The sequence below is a fragment of the Pseudomonas putida genome, assembly GCF_002906855.1.
GTDB lineage: Bacteria > Pseudomonadota > Gammaproteobacteria > Pseudomonadales > Pseudomonadaceae > Aquipseudomonas > Aquipseudomonas putida_N.
The window spans coordinates 736,039-759,555 of sequence record NZ_MINI01000048.1 but is presented as its reverse complement, the minus strand read 5'-3'; the positions used below and the strand labels follow the sequence as shown (position 1 = coordinate 759,555).

18 protein-coding genes and 1 pseudogene are annotated in these 23,517 nt (G+C 65.0%); 5 read left to right on the top strand and 14 right to left on the bottom strand.

All coding sequences use genetic code 11. The features are described 5' to 3' along the window. Positions 1-81: 81 nt before the first annotated feature. Positions 82-4,983 (top strand): alpha-2-macroglobulin family protein, encoded by a 4,902-nt coding sequence (locus BGP85_RS26280; protein ID WP_103445816.1) that lies wholly within the window; start codon positions 82-84, stop codon positions 4,981-4,983. Positions 4,984-5,057: 74 nt separating this feature from the next. Here the strand turns inward: BGP85_RS26280 and BGP85_RS26275 are convergent, their stop codons facing one another. Further along, complete coding sequence (locus BGP85_RS26275) at positions 5,058-5,351, bottom strand: hypothetical protein (protein WP_103445815.1); 294 nt, start codon at positions 5,349-5,351, stop codon at positions 5,058-5,060. A 77-nt stretch (positions 5,352-5,428) separates the two neighbouring features. Here BGP85_RS26275 and pbpC point away from each other — a divergent pair, with 77 nt between their 5' ends. Both pbpC and BGP85_RS26265 read left to right on the top strand, forming a co-directional pair. Further along, positions 5,429-7,783 (top strand): peptidoglycan glycosyltransferase PbpC, encoded by a 2,355-nt coding sequence (gene pbpC, locus BGP85_RS26270; RefSeq protein WP_103445814.1) that lies wholly within the window; start codon positions 5,429-5,431, stop codon positions 7,781-7,783. Positions 7,784-7,875: 92 nt separating this feature from the next. Then, positions 7,876-9,537, top strand: a complete 1,662-nt coding sequence (locus tag BGP85_RS26265) for a ShlB/FhaC/HecB family hemolysin secretion/activation protein (RefSeq protein WP_103445813.1) — start codon at positions 7,876-7,878, stop codon at positions 9,535-9,537. Between the two features lie 40 nt (positions 9,538-9,577). On the opposite strand, the gene BGP85_RS26260 is transcribed toward BGP85_RS26265, so the two are convergent. The 8 genes from BGP85_RS26260 to BGP85_RS26225 form a co-directional block, all read right to left on the bottom strand. Next, positions 9,578-10,363, bottom strand: a complete 786-nt coding sequence (locus BGP85_RS26260; protein WP_374755339.1) for a response regulator transcription factor — start codon at positions 10,361-10,363, stop codon at positions 9,578-9,580. Between the two features lie 113 nt (positions 10,364-10,476). After that, complete coding sequence (locus tag BGP85_RS26255; protein WP_103445812.1) at positions 10,477-10,947, bottom strand: A24 family peptidase; 471 nt, start codon at positions 10,945-10,947, stop codon at positions 10,477-10,479. Positions 10,948-11,112: 165 nt separating this feature from the next. Next, entirely contained in the window at positions 11,113-11,682 is a 570-nt protein-coding gene (locus BGP85_RS26250) for a DUF4136 domain-containing protein (protein WP_103445811.1), read from the bottom strand. Positions 11,683-11,701: 19 nt separating this feature from the next. Next, the gene (locus BGP85_RS26245) at positions 11,702-12,337 is read right to left on the bottom strand and encodes a DUF4136 domain-containing protein (protein ID WP_103445810.1); all 636 of its coding nucleotides are present in this window, start codon (positions 12,335-12,337) and stop codon (positions 11,702-11,704) included. A 23-nt stretch (positions 12,338-12,360) separates the two neighbouring features. After that, positions 12,361-13,110, bottom strand: a complete 750-nt coding sequence (locus BGP85_RS26240) for a methyltransferase (protein WP_103445809.1) — start codon at positions 13,108-13,110, stop codon at positions 12,361-12,363. Then, positions 13,107-13,412 (bottom strand): MazG-like family protein, encoded by a 306-nt coding sequence (locus tag BGP85_RS26235; RefSeq protein WP_103445808.1) that lies wholly within the window; start codon positions 13,410-13,412, stop codon positions 13,107-13,109. The genes BGP85_RS26240 and BGP85_RS26235 overlap by 4 nt, the downstream gene beginning before the upstream one ends. Positions 13,413-13,476: 64 nt before the next feature. Continuing rightward, entirely contained in the window at positions 13,477-14,328 is an 852-nt protein-coding gene (locus BGP85_RS26230; protein ID WP_103445807.1) for a MaoC family dehydratase, read from the bottom strand. A gap of 2 nt (positions 14,329-14,330) precedes the next feature. Further along, positions 14,331-15,683, bottom strand: a complete 1,353-nt coding sequence (locus tag BGP85_RS26225; protein ID WP_103445806.1) for a 3-oxoacyl-ACP reductase — start codon at positions 15,681-15,683, stop codon at positions 14,331-14,333. A 118-nt stretch (positions 15,684-15,801) separates the two neighbouring features. Here BGP85_RS26225 and BGP85_RS26220 point away from each other — a divergent pair, with 118 nt between their 5' ends. Next, on the top strand, positions 15,802-17,079 hold the full coding sequence (locus BGP85_RS26220; RefSeq protein WP_103445805.1) for an acetyl-CoA C-acetyltransferase: 1,278 nt from the start codon (positions 15,802-15,804) through the stop codon (positions 17,077-17,079). Positions 17,080-17,137: 58 nt separating this feature from the next. Next, entirely contained in the window at positions 17,138-17,917 is a 780-nt protein-coding gene (locus tag BGP85_RS26215; protein ID WP_103445804.1) for an AraC family transcriptional regulator, read from the top strand. A gap of 104 nt (positions 17,918-18,021) precedes the next feature. Here BGP85_RS26215 and BGP85_RS29730 read toward each other — a convergent pair whose 3' ends face one another. The 5 genes and pseudogenes from BGP85_RS29730 to BGP85_RS26195 form a co-directional block, all read right to left on the bottom strand. Continuing rightward, positions 18,022-18,750 (bottom strand): methyl-accepting chemotaxis protein, encoded by a 729-nt coding sequence (locus BGP85_RS29730; RefSeq protein ID WP_371263088.1) that lies wholly within the window; start codon positions 18,748-18,750, stop codon positions 18,022-18,024. Between the two features lie 129 nt (positions 18,751-18,879). Continuing rightward, a pseudogene (locus tag BGP85_RS29725) lies at positions 18,880-19,809 on the bottom strand (cache domain-containing sensor histidine kinase); the annotation flags it as partial. A 345-nt stretch (positions 19,810-20,154) separates the two neighbouring features. Next, positions 20,155-20,559, bottom strand: coding sequence for a Cu(I)-responsive transcriptional regulator (gene cueR / locus BGP85_RS26205; protein WP_103445802.1), 405 nt, complete (start codon positions 20,557-20,559; stop codon positions 20,155-20,157). Beyond that, the gene (locus BGP85_RS26200; protein ID WP_103445801.1) at positions 20,556-22,955 is read right to left on the bottom strand and encodes a heavy metal translocating P-type ATPase; all 2,400 of its coding nucleotides are present in this window, start codon (positions 22,953-22,955) and stop codon (positions 20,556-20,558) included. Before BGP85_RS26200 ends, cueR begins: the two co-directional genes overlap by 4 nt. Positions 22,956-23,012: 57 nt before the next feature. Next, the gene (locus BGP85_RS26195) at positions 23,013-23,399 is read right to left on the bottom strand and encodes a hypothetical protein (protein ID WP_103445800.1); all 387 of its coding nucleotides are present in this window, start codon (positions 23,397-23,399) and stop codon (positions 23,013-23,015) included. Positions 23,400-23,517: the final 118 nt, after the last annotated feature.

Below are 23,517 nucleotides of genomic sequence, written 5' to 3'. Positions count from 1 at the left end.
CCGCATCGTTGAAAGTCTCACGTCCACCGTTGCGCTATAGTTGCTGCCCTCACGTACACGCTGCCAAAGAGTTCCCACTCCATGTTCAACAAAGGATTGTTGCTGGCCTGCGCGCTGGCCTTGCTCAGTGCCTGTGATTCCTCGACGCCGGACAAGCCCGCTGCCGCCGAAAAACCGGCCGCGAGCGCTGCGGTCGAGGCCCCGGCGCCCAAGCGCGAGGACCCTGCTGTCCTCGCCAAGCGCTACGAAGGGCGCGAGCTCAGCGTGCTGGATGTGTCGGAAGTGCAACTCGATGGCGCCAGTACCCTGTCGATCAGTTTCTCGGCACCCCTGGACGCCAAGCAGGACTTCGCCGCCAAGGTGCACCTGGTCGATACGGTCAAAGGCAAGGTCGACGGTGCCTGGGAGCTTTCCGACAACCAGATGGAGTTGCGCCTGCGCCACCTCGAGCCGCAGCGCAAGCTGGTGCTGACCGTCGACAAGGGCTTGCTCGCGGTCAACGGTAAGCAGCTCGACAGCGAATCGGTGAGCCGCCTGGAAACCCGCGACATGCAACCCACCGTCGGCTTTGCCAGCCGTGGTTCGTTGCTGCCCACCCGCCTGGCCGAAGGCCTGCCGGTGATCGCGCTGAACGTGCCCAAGGTCGATGTCGAGTTCTTCCGGGTCAAACCGCAGATGCTCTCCACCTTCCTGGCCAATTGGGGCCGCAACAGCAGCCTGTACTACTACCAGTCCAAGGAAACCCTGGACATGGCCGAGATGGTCTACAGCGGCCGTTTCGACCTGAACCCGGCGCGCAACACCCGCGAAACCGTGCTGCTGCCGATTGCCGGGATCAAGCCGCTGCAGGAGCCAGGCGTGTACCTGGCCGTGATGCGTGCCTCCGGTACCTATGACTATTCGCAGCCGGCGACGCTGTTCACCCTCAGCGACATCGGTGTGTCCGCCCACCGCTACCGTGACCGCCTGGACGTGTTCGCCCAGGCCCTGGAAGGCGGCAAGGCACTCAAGGACGTCAACCTCGAGCTGCATGACGACAAGGGCAAGCTGCTGGCCCAGGCCAAGACCGACGGCGCCGGCCATGCCCAGTTGCCGATCACGGCCAAGGCCGACACCCTGATCGCCACCCAGGGCGTGCACACCACCTTGCTTCGCCTGAACACCGCTGCCCTGGACCTGGCCGAGTTCGACATCACCGGCCCCCAGGCCAACCCGCTGCAGTTCTTCATCTTCGGCCCGCGCGACCTTTATCGCCCGGGTGAAACGGTGCTGCTCAACGGTTTGCTGCGCGACCAGGATGGCAAGCCGGTCAAGGCCCAGCCGGTCAGCGTGGAAGTGCGTCGGCCGGATGAGCAGGTCAGCCGCAAGTTCGTCTGGGAGGCCGATGCCAATGGCCTGTATCAGTACCAGCTGCAACTGGCCACCGAGGCCCCGACCGGCCGCTGGCAATTGCTGCTTGACCTGGGCGGCGGGCGCAAGCAGGTCTACGAGTTCCTCGTCGAAGACTTCCTTCCCGAGCGCCTGGCACTTGAACTCAAGGGCAGCGATACACCGCTGTCGCCCGAGGAAGATGCGCGTATCCAGGTCAATGGCCGCTACCTCTACGGTGCGCCGGCTGCCGGCAACCGCTTGAGCGGCCAAGCCTATGTGCGTCCACTGCGCGAAGCCGTGCCGGCACTGCCGGGCTACCAGTTCGGCTCGGTTACTGAAACCGAACTGACCCAGGATCTGGAGCTGGACGAAGTCACCCTCGACCAGGCTGGCAAGGCTGTGGTCGATATCGAGAGCCACTGGGCCGAAGCACGCTCGCCGCTGCAGTTGACCGTGCAGGCCAGCCTGCAGGAGTCTGGCGGCCGGCCGATCACCCGCCGCCTGGAGCAGCCAATCTGGCCTGCCGAGCGCCTGCCAGGCCTGCGCGGCCTGTTCGACGGTGAAGAAACCGACAGCGATGGCCCGGTGGAATTCGAGTTCCTCGTGGCCGACCGCGAAGGTAACAAGCTCGCCGCCAATGACCTGAAGGTGCGCCTGATCCGCGAGCGTCGCGACTACTACTGGAATTACTCGCAGAGCGATGGCTGGAGCTACAACTACAACGAGAAATTCCTTACCCAGAGTGAGGAAACGGTCAGCGTCAAGGCCGGCTCCACCGCCAAGCTGAGCTTCCAGGTGGAGTGGGGCCCGTACCGCGTCGAGGTGGAAGACCCTGAGACCGGGCTGGTTTCCAGCGAGCGCTTCTGGGCCGGTTACCGTGCCCAGGACAACGCTGAAGGCGGCGCGGTGCGGCCGGACCAAGTGAAGCTGGCGCTGGACAAACCGGCCTATGCCGACGGCGCCACCGCCAAGGTCACCGTGACCCCGCCTGCGGCTGGCAGCGGCTACCTGATGGTCGAATCCAGTGATGGCCCGCTGTGGTGGCAGGAAATCGAGGTGCCCGCTGAGGGCAAGACCTTCGATGTGCAGCTGGACAAACAGTGGGCGCGCCACGACCTGTACATCAGCGCGCTGGTGATCCGCCCGGGTGAGCGCAAGGCCAATGCCACGCCCAAGCGCGCCGTCGGCGTGCTGCACCTGCCGCTGGCACGTGCCGAGCGCAAGCTCGCGGTCAGCCTGCAGGCACCGGAGAAGATGCGGCCCAAGCAGCCGCTGACGGTGAAGATCAAGGCCGCCAATGCTGACGGCAGCGTGCCGAAGCAGGTGCATGTGCTGCTGTCCGCAGTCGATGTCGGCATCCTCAACATCACCGACTTCAAGACCCCCGATCCGTTTGCCAGCCTGTTCGGCCGCAAGGCCTACGGCGCCGACCAGCTGGACATCTACGGCCAGCTGATCGAAGCCGGCCAAGGCCGCCTGGCCAGCCTCGCCTTCGGCGGTGACGCGGCGATGGCCAAGGGCGGCAAGCGGCCCAACACCACGGTGACCATCGTTGCCCAGCAAAGCCTGGCGGTAACCCTGAACGACCAGGGGGAGGGCGAGGCGACCGTCGATATTCCCGACTTCAATGGCGAGTTGCGGCTGATGGCCCAGGCCTGGACCGACGAGCATTTCGGCATGGCCGAAGGCAAGACGGTGGTAGCCGCGCCGCTGATCGCCGAACTGTCGGCGCCGCGCTTCCTGGCCGGCGGTGACCGCACCAGCCTGGCGCTGGACCTGGCCAACCTGTCGGGGCGTGCGCAACAGTTGAGTGTCGAGATCCGCACTGAAGGCCAGCTGAGCCTGACGGCCAGCGCCCAGCAGACTATCGCCCTGGCCGAAGGCCAGCGCAGCACGCTGCTGATCCCGGTGCAGGCCTTGGGCGGTCTGGGGCAGGGCAAGGTGCAGGTGCGGGTCAATGGTTTGCAACTGCCGGGCGAACCGGCGAACACCTTCGAACGCGAATGGACCCTTGGTGTGCGCCCGGCCTATCCGGCGATGCTCAAACATTACCGCGTGGCCCTCAAGGACCAGCCATGGACCTTGCCGGAAAGCGACCTGGCCACCTTTGAACCAGCGGGGTTGGAAGCCAGCCTGGCGCTGTCGAGCCGCCCGCCACTGAACCTGGCCGAACAGATCCGCGCCCTCGAAGCCTACCCTTACGGCTGCCTGGAGCAGACCACCAGTGGCCTGTATCCGTCACTGTACGCTGATGCCGAGAGCCTTAAGCGCCTGGGCATCAAGGGTGAGCCGGCCGAGGTGCGCAAGCGCAAGATCGAGATGGGCATCGAGCACCTGCTCGGCATGCAGCGCTACAACGGCAGCTTCGGCCTGTGGAGTTCGGACAGTGAAGAGGAATACTGGCTGACGGCCTATGTCAGCGACTTCCTCCTGCGTGCCCGCAATCAGGGCTACGGCGTGCCGGCCGAGGCCTTGAAGAAGGCCAACGAGCGCCTGCTGCGCTACTTGCAGGAACGCAACCTGATCGAAGTCGACTACAGCGAAAACGCCGAGCACACCCGCTTTGCCGTGCAAGCCTACGCCGCGCTGGTGCTGTCGCGCAGCCAGCAGGCACCGCTGGGCGCCTTGCGCAGCCTGTTCGAGCGCCGTGCCGATGCCCGCTCCGGCCTGCCGCTGGTGCAATTGGCGGTCGCGCTGGACGCCATGGGCGACAAGCCGCGCGCCGAGCAAGCGCTGCAGGCGGGCCTGGGCATCAGCCGTAGCAAGGGCTGGATGGCCGACTATGGCAGCAGCTTGCGCGACCAGGCACTGATCCTGGCGCTGCTGCAGGAGAGCAAACTGGCCAGCAACCAGGTCGACCAGCGTCTGTTTGCCCTGTCGGACGAGCTGGCGGCCAATCGCTGGTTGTCGACCCAGGAGCGCAACGCCTTGTATCTGGCCGGCCGTGGCCTGCTGGGCAAGCCGGAGGCACCGTGGAAGGCACGTCTGGACAGTGCCGGTGAAGTGCGTGAGTTCAACAACGTCGAAGCGGGCATGAAGCTCGAAGGGCCGTTGCTGGCCTCGCCGCTTAGCGTGCAGAACGAGGGCAGCGAAACGCTCTATCAGCAACTGACCCTGTCGGGCTATCCACGTCAGGCGCCTGTCGCGGGTGGCAATGGCATGGAGATCCGCCGGGAGTATCTGGGCATGAACGGCCAGGCGCTGGACCTGCACAACCTGCGCAGCGGCGACCTGGTGCTGGTACACCTGGCGCTCAAGGCCAGCGATCGCGTGCCGGATGCCCTGGTGGTCGATTTGCTGCCAGCAGGCCTGGAACTGGAGAACCAGAACCTGGCCCAAAGCGCTGCCAGCCTGGACAACGCCAGCAGTGCGGTGAAGCAGTGGCGTGAGTCGATGCAGAACGCCAGCGTGGTGCACCAGGAGTACCGTGATGACCGCTACGTGGCGGCCCTCAAGCTCGATGGCTATGGCACCACGCACTTGTTGTACCTGGCGCGAGCGGTGACCCCGGGCACCTACCGGGTGCCGCCGCCGCAGGTGGAGTCGATGTATCGACCGAACCTGCAGGCGGTGGGGGATGGGCAAGGCGAGATGACGGTAAAGGCGCGCTGATGCGCAAGCTACAAGCTGCAAGTGAAGCAGATTGGCTTTCTTGCAGCTTGTAGCTCAAGGCTTGCAGCTGTTCTTCAGTGAATGACCCAGCTCATCACCCACAACCCCAACACCAGCCAGATGATCCCGAGGATGATCGATGCGCGCATGAAGGCGCGGATTGCCGAATACAGCAGCATCAGGCCGATTATCAGGGCGAGTATGCTGAGCAGCGAGGTGTCCATGCCCAGCGTGCGTGCCAGTCCATCGATGAAATTGCCCCCGGCGTTGGCCAGCAGGTTGAACAGGCCGCTCATGATGTCGACGATAAAGCGGATCAACGAACCCAGTGCCTGGCCAAGCCACTCGAAAAAACCTTCTACATGCATAGTTGCTTCCTGATGAACGAATCGGCACGGTTGCCGCTCCCAAGCCTTAGGCCATTAGCTGGCCAGGCCGGTTCCCGATGCCAAGCTTAGCGCGGCCACGTACCCGAGCGGGAAGGCTTGTGCGTCCTGCCGTGATCAGCCTGTTGATGCTGCTCGGGCTGTTGTGGCTGGCCGACCGCATCTGGCCGCTGCCAATGCCGGGCAATGACCTGGCACGGGTGGTGCTGGCCGAAGACGGCACACCGTTGTGGCGCTTTGCCGATGCCGATGGTGTGTGGCGCTACCCGGTCAGCCCGGAAGAGGTTTCGCCGCTGTACCTGCAGGCCCTGCTGACCTACGAGGACCGCTGGTTCTACCGCCACCCGGGAGTCAACCCGTTGGCTCTGGCGCGGGCGGCCTGGCTCAACCTGCGGGGTGGGCGGGTGGTGTCTGGCGGCAGCACCTTGTCGATGCAGGTTGCACGCTTGCTCGACCCGCATGATCGCACCCTGGCCGGCAAACTGCGGCAACTGTGGCGCACCGCGCAGCTGGAGTGGCACCTGTCCAAGCGCGAGATCCTGCAGATCTACCTGAACCGTGCCCCGTTCGGCGGTACCTTGCAGGGCGTGGCTGCAGCCAGTTGGGCTTATCTGGGCAAGTCACCGCAACATCTCACGCCCGCCGAGGCAGCACTGCTGGCGGTGCTGCCGCAGGCACCGAGCCGCTTGCGCCCGGACCGCCACCCGGCCCGTGCCCAACGGGCCCGTGACAAGGTGCTGCAGCGCCTGGACGAGTATCAGGTGTGGCCAGCCCGACAGATCAAGGAGGCTGCCGAGGAGCCCTTGTTGCTGGCCCCGCGTCAGGAACCCGCGCTGGCGCCCCTGCTGGCGCGGCGGCTGAATACCCCTGACAGCCCGACGTTGATTCGCACCACTCTCGACGCCTCGCTGCAGCGGCGCCTGGAGGACCTGCTGCTGGGTTGGCGCGCACGCCTGCCGGAGCGTACCTCGGCCGCGATCCTGGTGGTCGAGGCGCAGACCATGGCAGTACGCGCTTACCTGGGCTCGATCGACTTGAGCGACGAGCGCCGTTTTGGCCATGTCGACATGGTCCGCTCGTTGCGTTCGCCAGGCTCGACGCTCAAGCCGTTTCTCTACGGCCTGGCCATGGATGATGGCCTGATCCACTCCGAATCGCTGCTGCAGGATGTACCGCGTCGCTACGGCGACTATCGCCCCGGTAATTTCTCTATGGGCTTCAGCGGCCCGGTGTCGGCCAGCTCGGCACTGGCGCTGTCGCTCAACCTGCCGGCGGTGCAATTGCTCGAAGCCTACGGGCCCAAGCGCTTCGCCGCGCAGTTGCGCATGGCCGGCGTGCCGCTGGCGCTCCCGCCTCTGGCCGAACCCAACCTGGCATTGATTCTTGGCGGCGCCGGTAGCCGCCTGGAGGACCTGCTTGGCGGCTATGCGGCACTGGCCAGGGGCGGCAACAGCGCGCAGGTTCGCCTGCAACCGCAGGATCCGTTGCTGGAGCGGCGGCTAATGTCGCCTGGCGCGGCCTGGATCATCCGGCGCATCCTCAGTGGCCAGGCGCGGCCCGACCGCGACCCGCATGCCGAACTGGTACAGCGCCCGCAATTGGCCTGGAAAACCGGTACCAGCTATGGCTTTCGCGATGCCTGGTCGATCGGCGTAGGGCCGCGCTACCTGATCGGGGTGTGGATCGGCCGCCCCGATGGCACGCCGGTGCCAGGGCAATTCGGCCTGGCTTCGGCGGCACCCTTGATGCTGCAAGTGCATGACTTGCTGAGCAACCGCGACAGCCAGCGGGGCATCCGGGTGCCGGTGGAGCGCGTGCCGGAAAGTGTTGGCGTGGCGGCCATCTGCTGGCCGCTGGGCCAGCCCATGAACCGACAGGACCCGAATTGCCGGCGCCAGCGCTTTGCCTGGACCCTCGATGGCACGACGCCTCCCACTTTGCAGGCTGCTGACCAGCCCCTCGGCCTGGGGCTGCGCGAGAGCATCTGGGTCAATACTCAAGGCCTGCGCGTGGACGGCAGTTGCCCAGGTGCCAAGGCACTCGACATCGCCTTGTGGCCGGCACCGCTGGAGCCTTGGTTGCCACGCGTCGAGCGGCGTGCGGCGCGGCTGCCGGCGGTGGACCCAAGCTGCCCGCCACAGGTCCCGGCCAGCGCGCCGCCGCTGTCGATCGTGGGGGTGCGCCCCGACGACAACCTGCGGCGCCCGGCCACCAGTAGCGAACCCTTGCAGTTGCGCGTTTCTGCCTTGGGTGGTGGCGGGCGCCGCTGGTGGTTCCTCAATGGTCAGCCGCTGGGTGAAAGCGAAGGGCAGGAAAGCGTGCTGGTGCGTTTTGACCAGGTCGGGCAGTTCGAGCTCAGTGCCCTGGACGAAACTGGAGAAACAGCGCGGGTAGCGTTCCAGGTCAACGAGTAGGTGTTCGACGTTTAGCGGGGCAGCACCTACGCTTGCAAGTGACGGGTGAGGCCGGCCGACGCCCCGGTACCCAAGGGATTGTGGAGCGTCCTATGCGTCTTCTGCTGATGCCCCTGCTGCTGTCGCCCTGGGCCAGTCTGGTGATCGCCGAGCCCTTGCCAGTGTTTCTCGAAGGCCACGAATACGAGCGCCGCCTGCCCAGCGCGAACCTGCCGATCGAGGCCTACCGCCCACTTGCCCCGAGCCTGCAGCTGGCGCCGCCCAGCCCGGTGTCCGACACGCTTCCCCTGGCGACTCGCTTCGTGTTGCACAAGGTGCGCTTCGAAGGCGGTACGGTCTATCCGTTGAGCGATTTGCGCGAGCATTACCAGCCTTTGATTGGTCATGAAGTGAGCGTCGCCGAGCTGCAGCAGTTCACCGAACGCCTGACCCGGCGCTACCAGCGCGACGGCTACCTGCTGTCGCTGGCCTACCTGCCTGATCAGGATTTTGCCGAGGGCCGCGTGCATGTGGTGTTGCTCGAGGGGTATGTCCACGACGTGCGGCGTGAAGGAGACATCGGTCCCGCTGGCGCTTACCTCGACCAGCTGCTGGAACGCTTGCGGGCGGAGCGCCCGTTGACCCAGGCGACGCTCGACCGCTTCATCGGCCTGGCCCAGCGCATCCCCGGGGTGACGTTGCAGGCTGACTTGACCCAGGCTGAGCACAGCGAGGGTGCCGCGCAGCTTACCGTGCATGCCTTGCGCAAGCCCTTCGATGCGGCAATGGCGTTCAGTGATGGCAGCCGCGATGGCCCGCTGGGGCTATTCAAGCTAACCAGCAATGCCCAGACCCGTTTTGCCGAGCAGTTGACGGCCAGCGTCCTGCTGCCTCCGGGCGATGACCACAGCCATTACCAGCGCCTTGATTACAGCCAGCACCTGGATGCACAGGGCAGCCAGCTGCTGCTTTCGGCCGCTCGCTACCGCAGCGAGCCGCGCACACCTGTGCCGCTGGAGCATGGTTCGATTTTTTTCCAGCGGATTGAAAGCGAGCGTTATGCAATCGGGCTTGGCCAGCCGGTGATCGTCACGGCGGATGAATGGCTGGCGGTGACCGGGCATGTCTACTCGGTCAGTGAGCATCACAAAGATCTCACCGGCGGCCTGGGGCGCAACGACACCTATGTGCGTGCGCTGTCGTTCGAGGGCGATTGGCGCAAGGTCGAGGCCGGGCGGTTACGCGTGGTCGGCGCCGGTGTGTATCAGGGGTTGGATTACCTGGGCGCACGCAGCGATACGGACTATGACATGGACTTCCTGCGCTTTCGCGTGGCGGGGTTGCAGAGCGACAGGTTGTTTCAGCGCTGGCAGGGCGTGCTGTCAGGCGCCTTGTACTGGACCGATGACCGGCTGCCCGACAGCGAGCGTGCTGTGTTTGGCGGGCAGAACTTCGGCCATGGCTACCCCCAGGACCAGGCGGCGGGGGACAAAGGCTGGGGCGTGGCCTACGAGCTCAACTACAGCATCCAGCCTGGCGCTGGCTGGGTGCGGCTGGTGCAACCGTATGCGCTGCTGGATGCGGCGCAGGCCTGGTACAACGGCGGCCCATTCGAAGATGCCAGGATGCGTTCGGCGGCATTGGGTGTGCGGTTTGGGGATGGGCGGTACGGCAATGTGGCACTGGAGGTGGCCAAGCCATTGGCGGATGTGGCGTTGGATAGCATGAGCAGAAGCCCACGTTGGAGGGTGAGCTTTACCTACCTGCTGGAGTGAATCTCGGCTGTACCGGCCTCATGAAACGCCTTAGACGAACTCAGTGCGTGGTGAACCGCTGGTGTACAGGAGACGAACTCGGCGTCAACGCCAACGCCAACTGTGTTCGATTGTGCATGTGGGTCAGGCGCAGCACCTGCGACACATACAGCTTCACGGTGTTCTCGGTGATCCCCAGTTCACAGGCAATCTGGTAGTTGGTCTTGCCCTTGCTCACCAGCCGGGCGACTTCCAGTTGCCGTGGGGACAGCTTCTCGAACGCCGCCGGGAGCTCGCCTTCGACCTCTTCGGCGACATCGGTGGCGCGGCGGTGGACGCCCTGGCCGCGGGCCTTCTCCAGGTTCTGGTAGAGTTCATCGATGGAGCCGGCCAGGTCCTGCAGGCGCTGATTGAGGTTGCCCAGGTCCCGAAGGTTGGCCTTGCGCTCCAGCAGCACTTGTTCCTGGCGGCGCACGCCTTCGAGCAGCTCATCGAAGTCCATGGGCTTCTGGTAGTAATCGGCGAAACCTTCACGCAGGGCGCGGATCACGTCCTGCTTGTCGGCACGCCCGGTGAGCATGATTGCCTGGAACATGTGCTGGCGCCCGGCAATATCTTTCAGTGCCCGGAGCAGCTCGATGCCATCGCGTTCGGGCATGTGCAAGTCGCACAGCACCAGGCCGATGGCTTCATCTGCGACGAAACGTTCGATGGCTTCGTCGGTGGAGTGGGCCGCGACACAGCGGTAGCCCTGGATTTCGAGGTATTCACTTAATTGTTCGACGATCAGCGGCTGGTCATCTACGACCAGAACCCTCACGTCACTGAATGACTTGTTCACGATCAACTCCCTGTTCGTAAGCGGCCCTGCTCCCGGGCCAGACGCTCTGGCAGTTTAAAAGTAGACGCTCATCGCAGTTCTGTACAAGGTTTGTACAAGTGTTCGGACAACAGGGGTGGCTATTGGATCCATACAGCCGTGAGAAGAAAGCCTGCCAATACGTAAGGCACGAAGGCTTGCTTGTCGCCCATTTCTTCGGTCAGGGTGGCCAGGCGCTTCTTCACTTTGGGGTTGAGCAGCGTCCACAGGCGCCTGCGGGTCAGCAGCCACAGCACCACGCTGACGCCCGCTCCGATGAAGGTGCCGAGCACGTATTGCGGGCTTGTCGCCAGGGCCAGTGCGCCCATCAGCTTGACGTCGTCGGCACCGAAGCGGCCCAGCATGTAGCCTGGCAGGGTCAGCAGCATGACGATGGCCAGGGCCCAGCCAGCGTCACTAGCATCGGCGCCAATCCAGGTGTGGCCAGTGGCGAACAGCCATACCAGGGCGCCAGCGGCGAAACCCAGGGTCAGCATGTTGGCGATCTGGCGCTCGCGAATATCTTGTTCAGTGCACAAGGCAAGCCACATCAGGAGAACAATGCTTTGCATCGGCAGGCCGCCTTTCCCATTTGTTGAACACTTCTACCCGGTCAGTCAGCTTTCCTAAACAGGGTAGACGCGATCTGACGAACGGCCATGGCAGGATGGCAAAAAGGTCGTCGTGGGAGCCGCGCTTGCCCGCGATGGGCCGCACAGCGGCCCACGGCGATTGGTTTATTTCACCCGGCCAGGCGGGTAGTTGCCGAGCACTTGGGCAACGGTCTTCTGGATCGCGCTGTTACGCTCATCGGGGCTAGGTGGGTAGTTGTTCATGATCTGTTCGGCACTGCCACGCCAGACCAGCTTGCCGTCATGGCCATCGAACATGTCGACCTGGATGGTTGCCACCTTGTAGTCGACGCTGCGGGTCTCGTTGTACATCGGCCCGCCCCAGTAACCGTTCCAGTACCCACCCCAGGCGCCGCCATAGTTGGTGGTGATCTGTTGCTGGCGTTGTTCGACGATCAGGTAGGCGCGGATTGTCACGTCAGGCCTGGCATTGCCCTGGGCGGGGCGCAGGCCGCGCTGGTCGAGCTGGTCGGCGACCGCCGCGCGGATGCGCTGCTCGGTCAGGTCGCTCTTGATGCGTGGATCATCCGGGCGGTATTGCAGGCCCGGTTCCTGCCATGCCCAGCTGCGATAGGCGGCAAAATCGCGGCTGGCGTCGAAATCTTGCTGAACGTTGTTGCTCGAACAGGCCGCGAGCAGCAGCGCGAATGACAGTAGAACGAGGCGGCGCAACATGATGGTTCTCCGTTAGGCATTAACTGGGAGGATAGCCGCTGAGCGCCTTATGAACCGATTCGCGCAGGGCGGTCTCGCGATCGCGCGGCGAGCTTTTGTCGCTGCCGCTTTCAGCGCTGGCGCTCCACACCGGCTGGCCGTTGCGGGCATCGAACAGGTCGATGCGCACCACCATCACTTCCACTTCGTAGGTGCGTACGATCGGCACGCTGCCGTAGGCGCCGTAACCGTTGCGGTAGCCGCCGACGCCGACGCCGCCGTAGGGGTACGGGCCGTAATAGGGGTCGTAAGTGTCATAGTCACGCACCTGGCGCAGGCGTCGCTCCAGGCGCATGTCGGCGCTCACCAGCAGGTCGCCGGTGGTGCCCCGGGCAGGGCGCAGGCCATGCTGGTCGAGGGCGCCGCTGACGGCATCGGCAATCTGTGCCGGGTCGGCGTCGGCATTGCCACTTGGCAACTGGCCGCCGCGCCAGCTCCAGCTCCGGTAGTGCCCGTAGTCACGCGGCGCCGCCGGATAGGCACTGGCGTCGAAGGTGTTGGCCGCTTGCGGAGGGGCTGGCGGCAGCGGGCGGCTGCTGGCCACATACGGGTTGCTGGCCTGGCAGGCGGCCAGGGTCAGCGGCAGCAAGGCCAGGCACAACAGACGGTACGGCATGTATCCCTCCCGGAGGGGCGCAGTCAGCGGGGGCGGCACATCCAGTGCAGGTAGCGGCCGAGCCCGGCGAAGCTTGGGTGACGGCGGTGGGCCAGTTCCATTTCCAGCAGGTCGAGCAGCTCGGCCTTGTCCTGGAATTCCTTGGGCATGTAGTCATGGAAGACACGCACGCCACTCTCGCTTTCGACTTGCCACATCACTTCAAGTTGCGCCTTGAGCTCCCGGGGATCAAGCGGTTTTTGCGGGGTCAGGCTCTGCTTTTCGCCTTCCAGGCGGTTGCTGCGCAGCTTGCGGAAATGGCCCTTGAGCAAGTTGCGGTAGACCAGCGCGTCGCGGTTGTAGAATGCCAGCGACAGCCAGCCACCAGGGGCAGCCAGCTGATGCAGTACCGGCAGGATGCTCTGCGGTTCGGCCAGCCATTCCAGCACGGCGTGGCACAGCACCAGGTCATAGGGCTCGGTGAGCTGGCCAAGCAGTTCTTGCCAGGGCGCCTGGATGAAGGTTGCCGATTGACCTGCTTCTGCGAAACGCGCGCGGGCACCCTCGAGCATCGGTGCGGCGGGTTCGGCCAGCGTAACCTGGTGCCCGCGCTGGGCCAGCCACAAGGCCATATGGCCCAGGCCGGCGCCGATGTCGAGCACCCGCAACGATCGATCGGGCAGGGCATCGGCCAGGTCGGCCTGGAGCACAGCCAGGCGGATGGCGCCCTTGGCACCGCCGTAGATTTTCTCGGCGAAGCGTGTGGCCAGTTCATCGAAGTGACGGTCGTTCATCGCGCGAAACGCCTCTCGCTGTCGGCCAGCTTGGCGCGCACAACCTGCTCCATGTCCAGGCCCAGCTCGCTGCACAGCAGCAACAGGTACAGGACCACGTCGCCGACTTCCTGGCCGGCATGGGCCAGCTGATCGGCGGGCAACTGGCGCGATTGGTCTTCGCTCAGCCACTGGAAGATTTCCACCAGCTCGGCCATCTCGACGCTGGCGGCCATGGCCAGGTTCTTCGGGCTGTGGAAGCCGCGCCAATCGTTGTTGTCGCGAATCTGGTGCAGGCGTTGGGTGAGTTCTTGCAGGTTCATCGGGGTCTCCTAATGCTGCATAGCTTCTGCGCAGGCCCGATGCAAAGCAAGTGCAATCAGGGCGCTAGAGCACGGCCCAGCGCCCGACCATATGCAGCAGCCCAGCATGCCCGTCCAGCCGGAGCTCACCCGCCGGCCCTGCTTCGCTGGCACTCAGGACAACCTCCGACGGCAAGCGCACCGGCTTGCGGAACCCCACCTCGAAGCGATAGCCACTGTTTGGCATGTGCGTACGCAAGGCCGCCAACGCCATGGCATTGCTCCACATGCCGTGGGCGATGGCCTTGGGGAAGCCGAACAGGCGTGCGCTGGCGGCACTCAGGTGAATCGGGTTGTAGTCGCCACAGACCTTCGCGTAGCGCCGGCCGATATCACCGTCGGCGTACCAGCGAGTGACCTCTGGCTGGGGGCCCGGCTCGGTCTCCTCGCCATCGCCCGACGGACCCTCCAGCTTGAGGCCACGCACCAGCATGCGACTGGTTTCACGCCAGAGCAGGCCAAGGCCATCCTCGGCTTCGGTGACCAGGTCGAAGGTGCCGCCCTTGGCGTGCCCCTGCAGATTGTCGGCGTAGACCGCAAAGCGCAGTCCGTCGATGCCACCCAGCGGGCGGAGCACGTCGATGCGGTTGTGCAAGTGCACCAGTCCGAGCAACGGGAAGGGGAAGTCGTGGGCGGTCAGCAGTTGCAACTGCAGGGTGAAGGCCATTACATGTGGGTAGGTGCCGGGCAAGCGGCCGTCGTCGGTGAAGTGGCAGAGCCGACGGTAGGCGGCGAGATTGCCGGGCTCCACGCGGATGAAACTGCGCAGACCGGCTGCGGGCAGGCTGGCACCGCTGATCTTGCGTTTGCTGGCGGCGCGCAGGTACAGGCTGGCGCGTGAGTCCGGGCTGTGCAGGTCTTGCCATTGGCGGCTCATGGTCAGGCCCCCATCAGGGCCTGGCCGCAGACGCGCAGCACCTGGCCATTGACCGCCCCGGAGCCCGGCTGGCTGAGCCAGGCGATGGCCTCGGCGACATCTTGCGGGCGCCCGCCCTGGCCCAGCGAGCTCAGGCGCCGACCGGCCTCGCGCAGGCCGATGGGCATGGCGGCGGTCATGTGCGTTTCGATGAAGCCGGGCGCCACGGCATTGATGCTGCCGCCGCGTTCTGCGAGCTTCGCCGCCCAGGTTTCGGCGAAGCCAATCAGGCCGGCCTTGCTCGCGGCATAGTTGGCCTGGCCGCGGTTGCCGGCAATGCCGCTGACCGAGGCCAGCAGGGTAATACGCGCGTCGTCGCCCAGCGCGCCCCCTTCGTACAGGGCTTGGGTCAGCACCTGCGGAGCCTTGAGGTTGACGGCCAGTACCGCATCCCAGTAATCCGGGGTCATGTTGGCCAAGGTTTTGTCGCGGGTGATACCGGCGTTGTGCACGACGATGTCGATGCCGTCGGGCAGGGCTTCGAGCAGTTTCGCGGCGGCATCGCTGGCGCAGATGTCCAGGCCCAGGGCCTTGCCCCCGAGGCGAGCGGCAAGGGCATCGAGTTCCTGCTGGGCCTGGGGCACGTCGAGCAGCATCACTTCGGCGCCATCACGCGCCAGTGTTTCGGCTATGGCGGCGCCGATGCCGCGCGCGGCGCCTGTGACCAGTGCGCGACGGCCACCGAGCGGGCGGGTCCAGTCTTCGACCTGGGTGGCACAGGCCTGCAGGCGCAGGACCTGGCCGGAAACAAAGGCACCTTTGGGTGACAGGAAGAAGCGCAAGGCGCCTTCGAGCTGCGTGTCTGCGCCCGGTGCCACATACAACAACTGCGCGGTTGCGCCGTTGCGCAGCTCTTTGGCCAGCGAGCGGCTGAAGCCCTCCAGGGCGCGCTGGGCGACGCTGGCCAGCGGGTCGTCGAGGGATTCCGGCGCACGCCCCAGGATCACTACGTGGGCACAAGGTGCGAGGCTGCGCAGCAAGGGCTGGAAGAATTCGCGCAGCTGCTTCAGCTGATCGCTGTCGGACAGATGGCTGGCGTCGAACACCACGGCCTTGAGCTTCGGCCCCAGGCCGGCGACCCAGGCGGGCGCCTGCAGGCCGTCGCCGTTGAAACTGAACAGCGCTTCGGTCAGGCGCGGGGCGATGGCCTCGACCTGGTTCGCCAGTGGCCCGCCACCCAGCACCAGCGCGCCCTCCACCGGACGCAGGCGGCCCGCCTGCCAGCGCTCCAGCGGTGCCGGGCGCGGCAGGCCAAGGGCATCGACGAGGCGGCGCCCGAGGTTGGAGTTGGCAAAGCCGAGATAGCGATCGCTCATGTGCGGGTCTCCCTGAAGGCAAGCTTGCAAGTGTGGACCAACTTTGTGGCAAGGTCGTTCGAATGCGGCAAAAACACCTAGGCTGTACGGATCAAATTGTTTCAGGAGGAACAAGCGCATGGGTTCAACATGCCGGGTCGCGATCCTGGGCGGCAACCGTATTCCCTTCGCCCGCTCCAACGGCGCCTACGCCAGCGCCAGCAACCAGGCGATGCTGACCGCAGCCCTGGAAGGCTTGATCGAGCGTTATCGCCTGCACGGGCTGCGCCTGGGCGAAGTGGTGGCAGGGGCGGTGCTCAAGCACTCACGGGACATGAGCCTGACACGCGAATGTGTGCTTGGCTCGCGCCTGTCACCGCAGACGCCGGCCTACGACATCCAACAAGCTTGCGGAACGGGCCTGGAAGCGGCGCTGCTGGTGGCCAACAAGATTGCCCTTGGGCAGATCGACTGTGGCATCGCCGGTGGCGTGGACACCACGTCCGATGCCCCCATCGGCGTCAACGAGGGGCTACGGCGTATCCTCTTGCAGGCCAATCGCGGGAAGACACTGGCTGAGCGGCTCAAGCCGTTCCTGCAGCTGCGCCCAGGCCACCTGAAACCCGAACTGCCGCGCAATGGCGAGCCCCGAACCGGGCTGTCGATGGGTGAGCATTGTGAACGCATGGCGCAAACCTGGGCGATTGGCCGCTCCGAGCAGGACGCGTTGACGCTGCACAGCCATCAGAAGCTGGCGGCCTCGTACAGCGAAGGCTGGCAGAATGACCTGCTGACGCCCTTCCTCGGCCTCACCCGTGACAACAACCTGCGCACGGACCTGACCCTGGAGCAACTGGCCGGGCTCAAGCCGTCATTCGATCGCAGTGGCCTGGGCACGTTGACGGCAGGCAATTCCACGCCGCTCACCGATGGCGCCTCCATGGTACTGCTTGGCAGCGAGCAATGGGCACAGCAGCAGGGGCTGCCGGTGCTGGCCTACCTGGTCGATGGCGAAACCGCCGCCGTGGATTTCGTCACCGGGCGCGAAGGGCTGCTGATGGCGCCGGTGTACGCAGTGCCGCGCCTGTTGGCGCGTAATGGCCTGACCTTGCAGGACTTTGATTACTACGAAATCCACGAAGCCTTTGCCGCGCAGGTGTTGTGCACTCTCAAGGCCTGGGAGGATGCCGAGTATTGCCGTGAACGGCTGGGGCTGGATGCACCGCTTGGGGCCATCGACCGCAGCAAGCTCAACGTCAAGGGCAGTTCGCTGGCAGCGGGCCACCCGTTCGCGGCTACCGGCGGGCGGATCCTGGCCAATTTGGCGAAATTGCTGGCCAAGGCCGGAAAAGGGCGTGGCCTGATATCCATCTGCGCAGCGGGTGGGCAAGGGGTCACGGTGATCGTCGAGCGCTGAACCAAGGGCGGTAGAGATCTCTGTTAGGCTTGTCTGCTCAGAACTACAAGAATTCGCTATGCAGACAATCGGACATCCCCGTGCCATTCCTGCCCTGGACCAGTTGCCCAGGCCCTTGTATGCCCGCGCCGAAAGTCTCGGCGCCGGCTCCTGGACCACTCGCCATAGCCACGATTGGGTGCAGTTCTCTTACGCCATCAGTGGTGTATTGGGGGTGTATACCGACGATGGCAGCTACTTCGCCCCGCCGCAGTGGGGCGTGTGGATACCGGCCGGTGCCGAACATGAAGTGGTCACCTCCGGGCAGGCCGAAATGCGCAGCCTGTATATCCGCCGTGATGCCTGCCCGTGGGCGTCGGCGCAATGCCGGGTGCTGGAGGTGACAACGCTGGCGCGGGAGCTGATCAAGCAGTTCTGCCTGTTCCCGGCTGATTACGCCGAGGGTGACAGTGTCGAAGGCCGCCTGGTGGCTGTTCTGCTCGATCAGTTGCGCACCTTGCCCGAGGTGGCGTTTTCCCTGCCGCTACCACGCCATCCGGGGTTGTTGGCACTGTGCAATGGGCTGATCGCCGCGCCGGATCAGGTGCAGACGTTGCAGCAGTGGGCGGTGCAGTTGGGGTGCTCGGAAAAGACCTTGATGCGGCTGTTCCAGCGCGAGACCGGGTTGAGTTTTCGTAACTGGCGCCAGCGGATGCGGCTGCTGTCGTCGCTGACGTTGCTGGAGGCGGGGGAGAGTGTGACCGAGGCGGCGCTGGGCTGTGGGTATGATTCGACTTCGGCTTACATCGCGGCCTTCAAGCAGTTGTTCGGGGCGACTCCGGGTGAACTGAAACTTTGATGTTGCCTGTTCCGGCCTCTTCGCGGGGCAAGCCCGCTCCTACAGGGATGGTGTCAATCCTGTAAGAGCTGGCTTGCCCCGCAAAGAGGCCTCTACAGGAGGACTCAAGTGCGGAAGCGACGCACCAGCGAGTCCAGTTCATTGGACAGCCCCGCCAGGCTCTCGGAGTCCTGGCGCGCCGCCTGGGCCAGTTCCGCCACCAACTGCGCATCGCCATGGATCTGGCTGATATGGCGGTTGATGTCCTCGGCCACCTGGTGCTGCTCTTCCGCCGCCGTGGCGATCTGCGTGTTCATGTCGCGGATGATGTCCACCGACTCGCGAATCTGCCCGAAACTGTCGCGGGCCAGGCCAATGCGGCTGACCGACTGCTGCGACACTTCAAGGCTGGCATGCATCTGCTCGGCCACTTCGGCGGTGCGGCTGGCAAGGTTGCCCAGCAAGCCATCGATTTCGGCCGTGGAGTCGGCCGTGCGCTTGGCCAGTGCCCGTACCTCGTCGGCCACCACGGCAAAGCCACGGCCCTGCTCCCCGGCCCGGGCCGCTTCGATCGCTGCGTTGAGTGCCAGCAGGTTCGTCTGCTCGGCAATCGAGCGGATGGTGCCGAGGATCGACTGGATGGCGTTGCTGTCGCGCTCCAGTTGCTGGATCGACTGGGCCGACTGCTCGATCTCCTGGCTCAGGCGGTCGACGCTGCTGACTGCTGCGTCGATCTGCTGCTGGCCTTCGCGGGCCTGCTGCTGGCCGCTGTCGGCCGATTGCGCGGCCTGGCTGCAGGAACGGGCCACTTCGTTGGCGGTGGCGACCATTTCGTGAAACGCGGTGGAGACCATGTCCACCGCTTCACGCTGGCGCCCGGCCGCCTCGGCCATGTCGCTGGAGACCCGGGTGGAGCTGCTGGAGGTGCTGAGGATCTTGCTGGCGGCCGAGCCTATATGCTGGATCAGGCTGCGGATGGCGCCCAGGAACTGGTTGAACCAGTTGGCCAGTTGCGCGGTTTCGTCGCGCCCGCGCACGTCCAGGTTGCGGGTCAGGTCGCCTTCGCCCTGGGCAATGTCTTCCAGGCCGCTGGTGACGCTGTTGATAGGGCGCACAATGAGTTTGGCGAATGCGGTGCCGACCACGGCGAACAGGGCGGCCAGCACCAGCGCGATGGCGCCGATGAGCCAGGTCAGGCGGGTGGTGGTCTGCATCACTTCGCCTTGCTGAATGAGGCCGATGAAGGTCCAACCGAGTTTTTCGTCGGGGTAGACGTTGGCCATGTAGCGTTCGCCGTTGATCTCGACTTCGACCAGGCCCTTGCCGGCCTTGGCCAGTTCGGCGTAACCGTCGCCGAAGCTGGCCAACTGCTTGAAGTTGTGGCTGGCGTCGCGTGGGTCGACCATCACGTTGCCGTTGTTTTCCACCAGCATCAGGTAGCCGCTTTCGCCCAGTTTGATCTGCTTGACGATCTCGGTCAGGCCCTTGAGCGACACGTCGATGTTGACCACGCCACCGGGGTTGCCGAGCTGGTTGGCCACGGCGCGCACGGTGCTGATCAGCACGGCATCGTCGGCGGCCCAGTAATAGGCGCCGGTGCGCACGGTCTTGCCAGGGTTGGCCATGGCCAGCTGGTACCAAGGGCGTGGGCGCGGGTCATAGTTGACGAACTTCTGCCCGGCCGGCCAGCCAACGTAGCCGCCATCATTCACGCCGTAGGCAACGTAGGCATAGCCTGGGTGGGAGTCTGCCAGGCGGGTGAAGAATTCCAGCAGTTGCTTGTCCTGATCGCCCAGCTCGTAGGATGGGGTGGCGCTCATGAACTTGTTCAGGTTGTTGCCGGTGGCCGCCACCATCGGTTGCGACGCCAGGTAGGCGACGTTCTGGTCGATACCCTGGAAGAAGATGTTCATCGCGTTGCTGACCTGGCGGATCTCTCGGCTGCTGCTGTCGAGGAAGCCGTCGCGGGCTTCACCGCGCAGGTTGATCACCACCAAGGTGGCCACGAGGACGATGGGCAAGCCCGCGATGATCGCGAACGCCCAGGTCAGTTTCTGTTTGATGTTCATCGACGCTCCCGGAATTTATTTTTTGCACGCGAGGCAGGCATCAACTACATCGGCAGCGTCCGGGGATTTTTTAGCGAAAGTGTCCGTATTTATTGGGTGAAGTCGCATTTGGCGACTATCCGGTCGGCTTTTGGCTAATATGGCATACCAAAGTGCTGTGGCGTGCTGATGACAGCACGCCACACTCCCTCAATTGCAGCACCCTGCGCCATTGGCCAGGTCTTTCAGGATCGGGCAATCCGGGCGGTCATCCCCTTGGCAGTGGGCAACCAGATCACCCAGGGTGTCACGCAGGCTCACCAGTTCCTCGATACGCCGATTCAGCTCATCGATATGCTGCATGGCCAGGGCCTTGACGTCGGCGCTGGCACGCCCGCGGTCCTGCCACAGCGTCAGCAGCTTGCCCACTTCTTCCAGGGAAAACCCGAGGTCACGGGAGCGCTTGATAAAGGCCAGGCTGTGCAAGTCCTCGGCCTGGTACAAGCGGTAGCCGCTGTCGCTGCGGGTGGCCGGCTTGAGCAGGCCGATGGATTCGTAATAGCGGATCATCTTGGTGCTGAGCCCGCTGCGGCGGGCGGCCTGGCCAATGTTCATCGGGCCTCCTGCGAGGTACTGGTGGGTTTCCAGGTCTTCAACCATAGGGCATTGCTGACCACGCTGACGCTGGATAGCGCCATGGCGGCGCCAGCCAATACCGGGTTGAGATAGCCCAGTGCGGCCAGGGGAATGCCGATCAGGTTATAGATGAAGGCCCAGAACAGGTTCTGACGAATTTTTGCATAGGTCTTGCGGCTGATTTCCAGCGCGGCGGGTACCAGGCGTGGGTCGCCGCGCATCAGGGTGATGCCGGCAGCCTGCATGGCCACATCGGTGCCACCGCCCATGGCGATGCCGATGTCGGCAGCGGCCAGGGCCGGGGCGTCGTTGATGCCGTCGCCGACCATCGCCACCACACCGTCCTTTTTCAAGGCGGCCACGGTGGCGGCCTTGTCGGCCGGCAGCACTTCGGCGTGCACGTCGTCGATGCCGAGGGCATCGGCCACCACCTTGGCGCTGCCGCGGTTGTCACCGGTCAGCAGGTGGCTGCTGATGTGGCGGGCGTGCAGGGCGGCGATGGCCTGCTCGGCGCCCGGCTTGAGGCTGTCGCCGAAGGCGAACAGGCCGAGCACGCGAGGCGTTGCACCCCGTTCGATCAGCCACGACAGGGTGCGGCCTTCGGCCTCCCAGGCTTGAGCCTTGGCGGCCAGCTCGCCGGGTTGCAGATTGCTTTCGTCGAGCAGACGGCGGTTGCCCAACGCCAGCTCGCGGCCTTCCACGCGCCCTGCAATGCCGCGGCCAGTGAGTGACTGGCTGTCAGTCACGGCGGGTATCTCCAGGCCTTGCTCGGCACAGGCATCCAGCACCGCCTTGGCCAGTGGGTGTTCGCTGCCGCGCTGCAAGGCACCGGCAAGACGATGCAGGTCGGCGCCGTCGCCGTCCAGTGCCTGGCTGTGGACTACGCGCGGGCTACCGGAAGTGAGGGTGCCGGTTTTATCGAACACCACGCGGTTGACCGCATGGGCGCGCTCCAGCGCTTCGGCGTCCTTGATCAGGATGCCGTGGCGGGCGGCGACGCCAGTGCCGGCCATGATCGCTGCAGGTGTGGCCAGGCCCAGGGCGCAGGGGCAGGCGATGACCAGCACGGCGACCGCGTTGATCAGCGCAGTCTCCAGCGGCGCACCGGCCAGCCACCAGCCAATCAAGGTTAACAGTGCCAGCACCAGCACGGTGGGTACGAATACCTGGCTGACGCGATCGACCAGTTTCTGGATCGGTGCCTTGGCCGCTTGCGCATCCTCTACCAGGCGGATGATACGGGCCAGCACGGTCTCCGTACCCAGCGCCTGGGTACGCACCAGCAGCCGGCCTTCGCCGTTGATGGCACCGCCGGTGACGTTGTCACCGGGTTGCTTGGGGACCGGCAGGCTTTCGCCGCTGATCAGTGCTTCGTCAGCATGGCTGCTGCCTTCTTCTACCGCGCCGTCGACCGGGAAGCGCTCGCCGGGCTTGACCAGTACCAGGTCGCCGAGGCGCAGTTGGGCAATCGCCACGTCTTCTTCGCGGCCGCCGATGACGCGCACGGCACGCTCCGGGCGCAGGGCTTCGAGTGCGCGGATAGCGCTGGCGGTCTGGCGCTTGGCCCGGCTTTCGAGGTATTTGCCCAGCAAGACCAGGGCGATGACCACTGCTGAAGCCTCGAAGTAAAGGTGGGGGGGCATTCCGGCTGGGGCCTTGGCCCACTGGTACAGGCTCAGGCCATAACCCGCGCTGGTGCCCAGGGCGACCAGCAGGTCCATGTTGCCGGCACCGGCCCGCACGGCTTTGTAGGCGGCTTTATAGAAGCGCGCACCCAGAATGAATTGCACCGGGGTGGCCAGCACGAACTGCGCCCAGGCGGGCAGCATCCAGTGCAGGCCGAACGGCTGTACCAGCATCGGTAGCACCAAGGGCAGGGCCAGCAGCAGCGCGGCAGCGACGGCCAAGCGCTCATTGCGCAGGCGCCGTTGTGCATCCGGCTGATCATCCTTGGCCGTTTGCGGCAGGCTGGCGCTGTAGCCGGCTTTTTCGACAGTGGCAATCAGTTGCTGGTCATCGAGCGCCTGCAGCACTTCAAGGTGGGCACGTTCACTGGCCAGGTTGACGCTGACCTGCTCAACCCCCGGTAGTTTGCCAAGAGCGCGCTCGACGCGGCCGACGCAGCTGGCGCAGGTCATGCCGCCAATCTGCAGCTCCACGGTCCGGGTCGGCACGCCATAGCCGGCGCCGCGCACGGCTTCAACCAGGGCTGGCAGGCTGTCGGCCGGGGCCTGGACCCTGGCCTGTTCGGTGGCGAGGTTGACGCTGACTTGATCAGCGCCGCTGACTTTACGCAGGGCGCGCTCGACACGGCCTGCACAGCTGGCGCAGGTCATGCCGGAAATCGGCAGATCGAAAGTGGTAGATGCGGGCATGACGCTCCTCCTTGGCAGGGCTTGAGCATCAGCATCAACCTTGCCACGCAGGGAAGGTCAATAGCCCAGGCCGGCTCGCTTCAATTCAAGGCCATTGTGGCCCATGGCGATGCGGTACTTGGTGATCTGGCCCGCTTGCAGGTTGAGGCGCGTGCTGCGCTGGTCCTCGATGCCGGGGGCACAGCCGGGCATCTGCCCGGGCAGCAGGCGCAGGCGTACGTCGATCGGGCCGGGCGGCAGGTTGAAGGACGTGGACTGTTCCTGGAAGACGCGGCCGGAGAGCTGATCGTTGAGGTATACGCCGATTTCGCAACTGGTGGCCACTTCCAGGCGTTCCCGGGAAATGATCAGTACGCTGTAGTCCGAGTTGCCCTCGGCGCTGGCCGGTGGCACTGCGGCCAGCGCGGCCAACAGCCCGACAACACCCACTGCTGTCCTGAACATGAAGAATCTCCTGCTTGCACAAATCGTCAAAGGCGCAGCTTGGCCGAGGTCTGCGCGGATTTCCAGCCCGGCCGTTTCATGCAGAACTTGACCTTGCCCCGATGGCAAGCTTGAAACT

Excerpts from the sequence above, each read along its gene's own strand:
- BGP85_RS26235 (WP_103445808.1), bottom strand. The coding sequence starts at position 13,412 with ATGAACCTGCAAGAACTCACCCAACGCCTGCACCAGATTCGCGACAAC.
- BGP85_RS26280 (WP_103445816.1), top strand. The coding sequence starts at position 82 with ATGTTCAACAAAGGATTGTTGCTGGCCTGCGCGCTGGCCTTGCTCAGT.
- BGP85_RS26245 (WP_103445810.1), bottom strand. The coding sequence starts at position 12,337 with ATGCCGTACCGTCTGTTGTGCCTGGCCTTGCTGCCGCTGACCCTGGCC.
- BGP85_RS26225 (WP_103445806.1), bottom strand. The coding sequence starts at position 15,683 with ATGAGCGATCGCTATCTCGGCTTTGCCAACTCCAACCTCGGGCGCCGC.
- BGP85_RS26195 (WP_103445800.1), bottom strand. The coding sequence starts at position 23,399 with ATGTTCAGGACAGCAGTGGGTGTTGTCGGGCTGTTGGCCGCGCTGGCC.
- BGP85_RS26215 (WP_103445804.1), top strand. The coding sequence starts at position 17,138 with ATGCAGACAATCGGACATCCCCGTGCCATTCCTGCCCTGGACCAGTTG.
- BGP85_RS26265 (WP_103445813.1), top strand. The coding sequence starts at position 7,876 with ATGCGTCTTCTGCTGATGCCCCTGCTGCTGTCGCCCTGGGCCAGTCTG.
- BGP85_RS26275 (WP_103445815.1), bottom strand. The coding sequence starts at position 5,351 with ATGCATGTAGAAGGTTTTTTCGAGTGGCTTGGCCAGGCACTGGGTTCG.
- BGP85_RS26255 (WP_103445812.1), bottom strand. The coding sequence starts at position 10,947 with ATGCAAAGCATTGTTCTCCTGATGTGGCTTGCCTTGTGCACTGAACAA.
- BGP85_RS26220 (WP_103445805.1), top strand. The coding sequence starts at position 15,802 with ATGGGTTCAACATGCCGGGTCGCGATCCTGGGCGGCAACCGTATTCCC.
- cueR (WP_103445802.1), bottom strand. The coding sequence starts at position 20,559 with ATGAACATTGGCCAGGCCGCCCGCCGCAGCGGGCTCAGCACCAAGATG.
- pbpC (WP_103445814.1), top strand. The coding sequence starts at position 5,429 with ATGCCAAGCTTAGCGCGGCCACGTACCCGAGCGGGAAGGCTTGTGCGT.
- BGP85_RS26250 (WP_103445811.1), bottom strand. The coding sequence starts at position 11,682 with ATGTTGCGCCGCCTCGTTCTACTGTCATTCGCGCTGCTGCTCGCGGCC.
- BGP85_RS26240 (WP_103445809.1), bottom strand. The coding sequence starts at position 13,110 with ATGAACGACCGTCACTTCGATGAACTGGCCACACGCTTCGCCGAGAAA.
- BGP85_RS26230 (WP_103445807.1), bottom strand. The coding sequence starts at position 14,328 with ATGAGCCGCCAATGGCAAGACCTGCACAGCCCGGACTCACGCGCCAGC.
- BGP85_RS26200 (WP_103445801.1), bottom strand. The coding sequence starts at position 22,955 with ATGCCCGCATCTACCACTTTCGATCTGCCGATTTCCGGCATGACCTGC.
- BGP85_RS29730 (WP_371263088.1), bottom strand. The coding sequence starts at position 18,750 with ATGGTCTCCACCGCGTTTCACGAAATGGTCGCCACCGCCAACGAAGTG.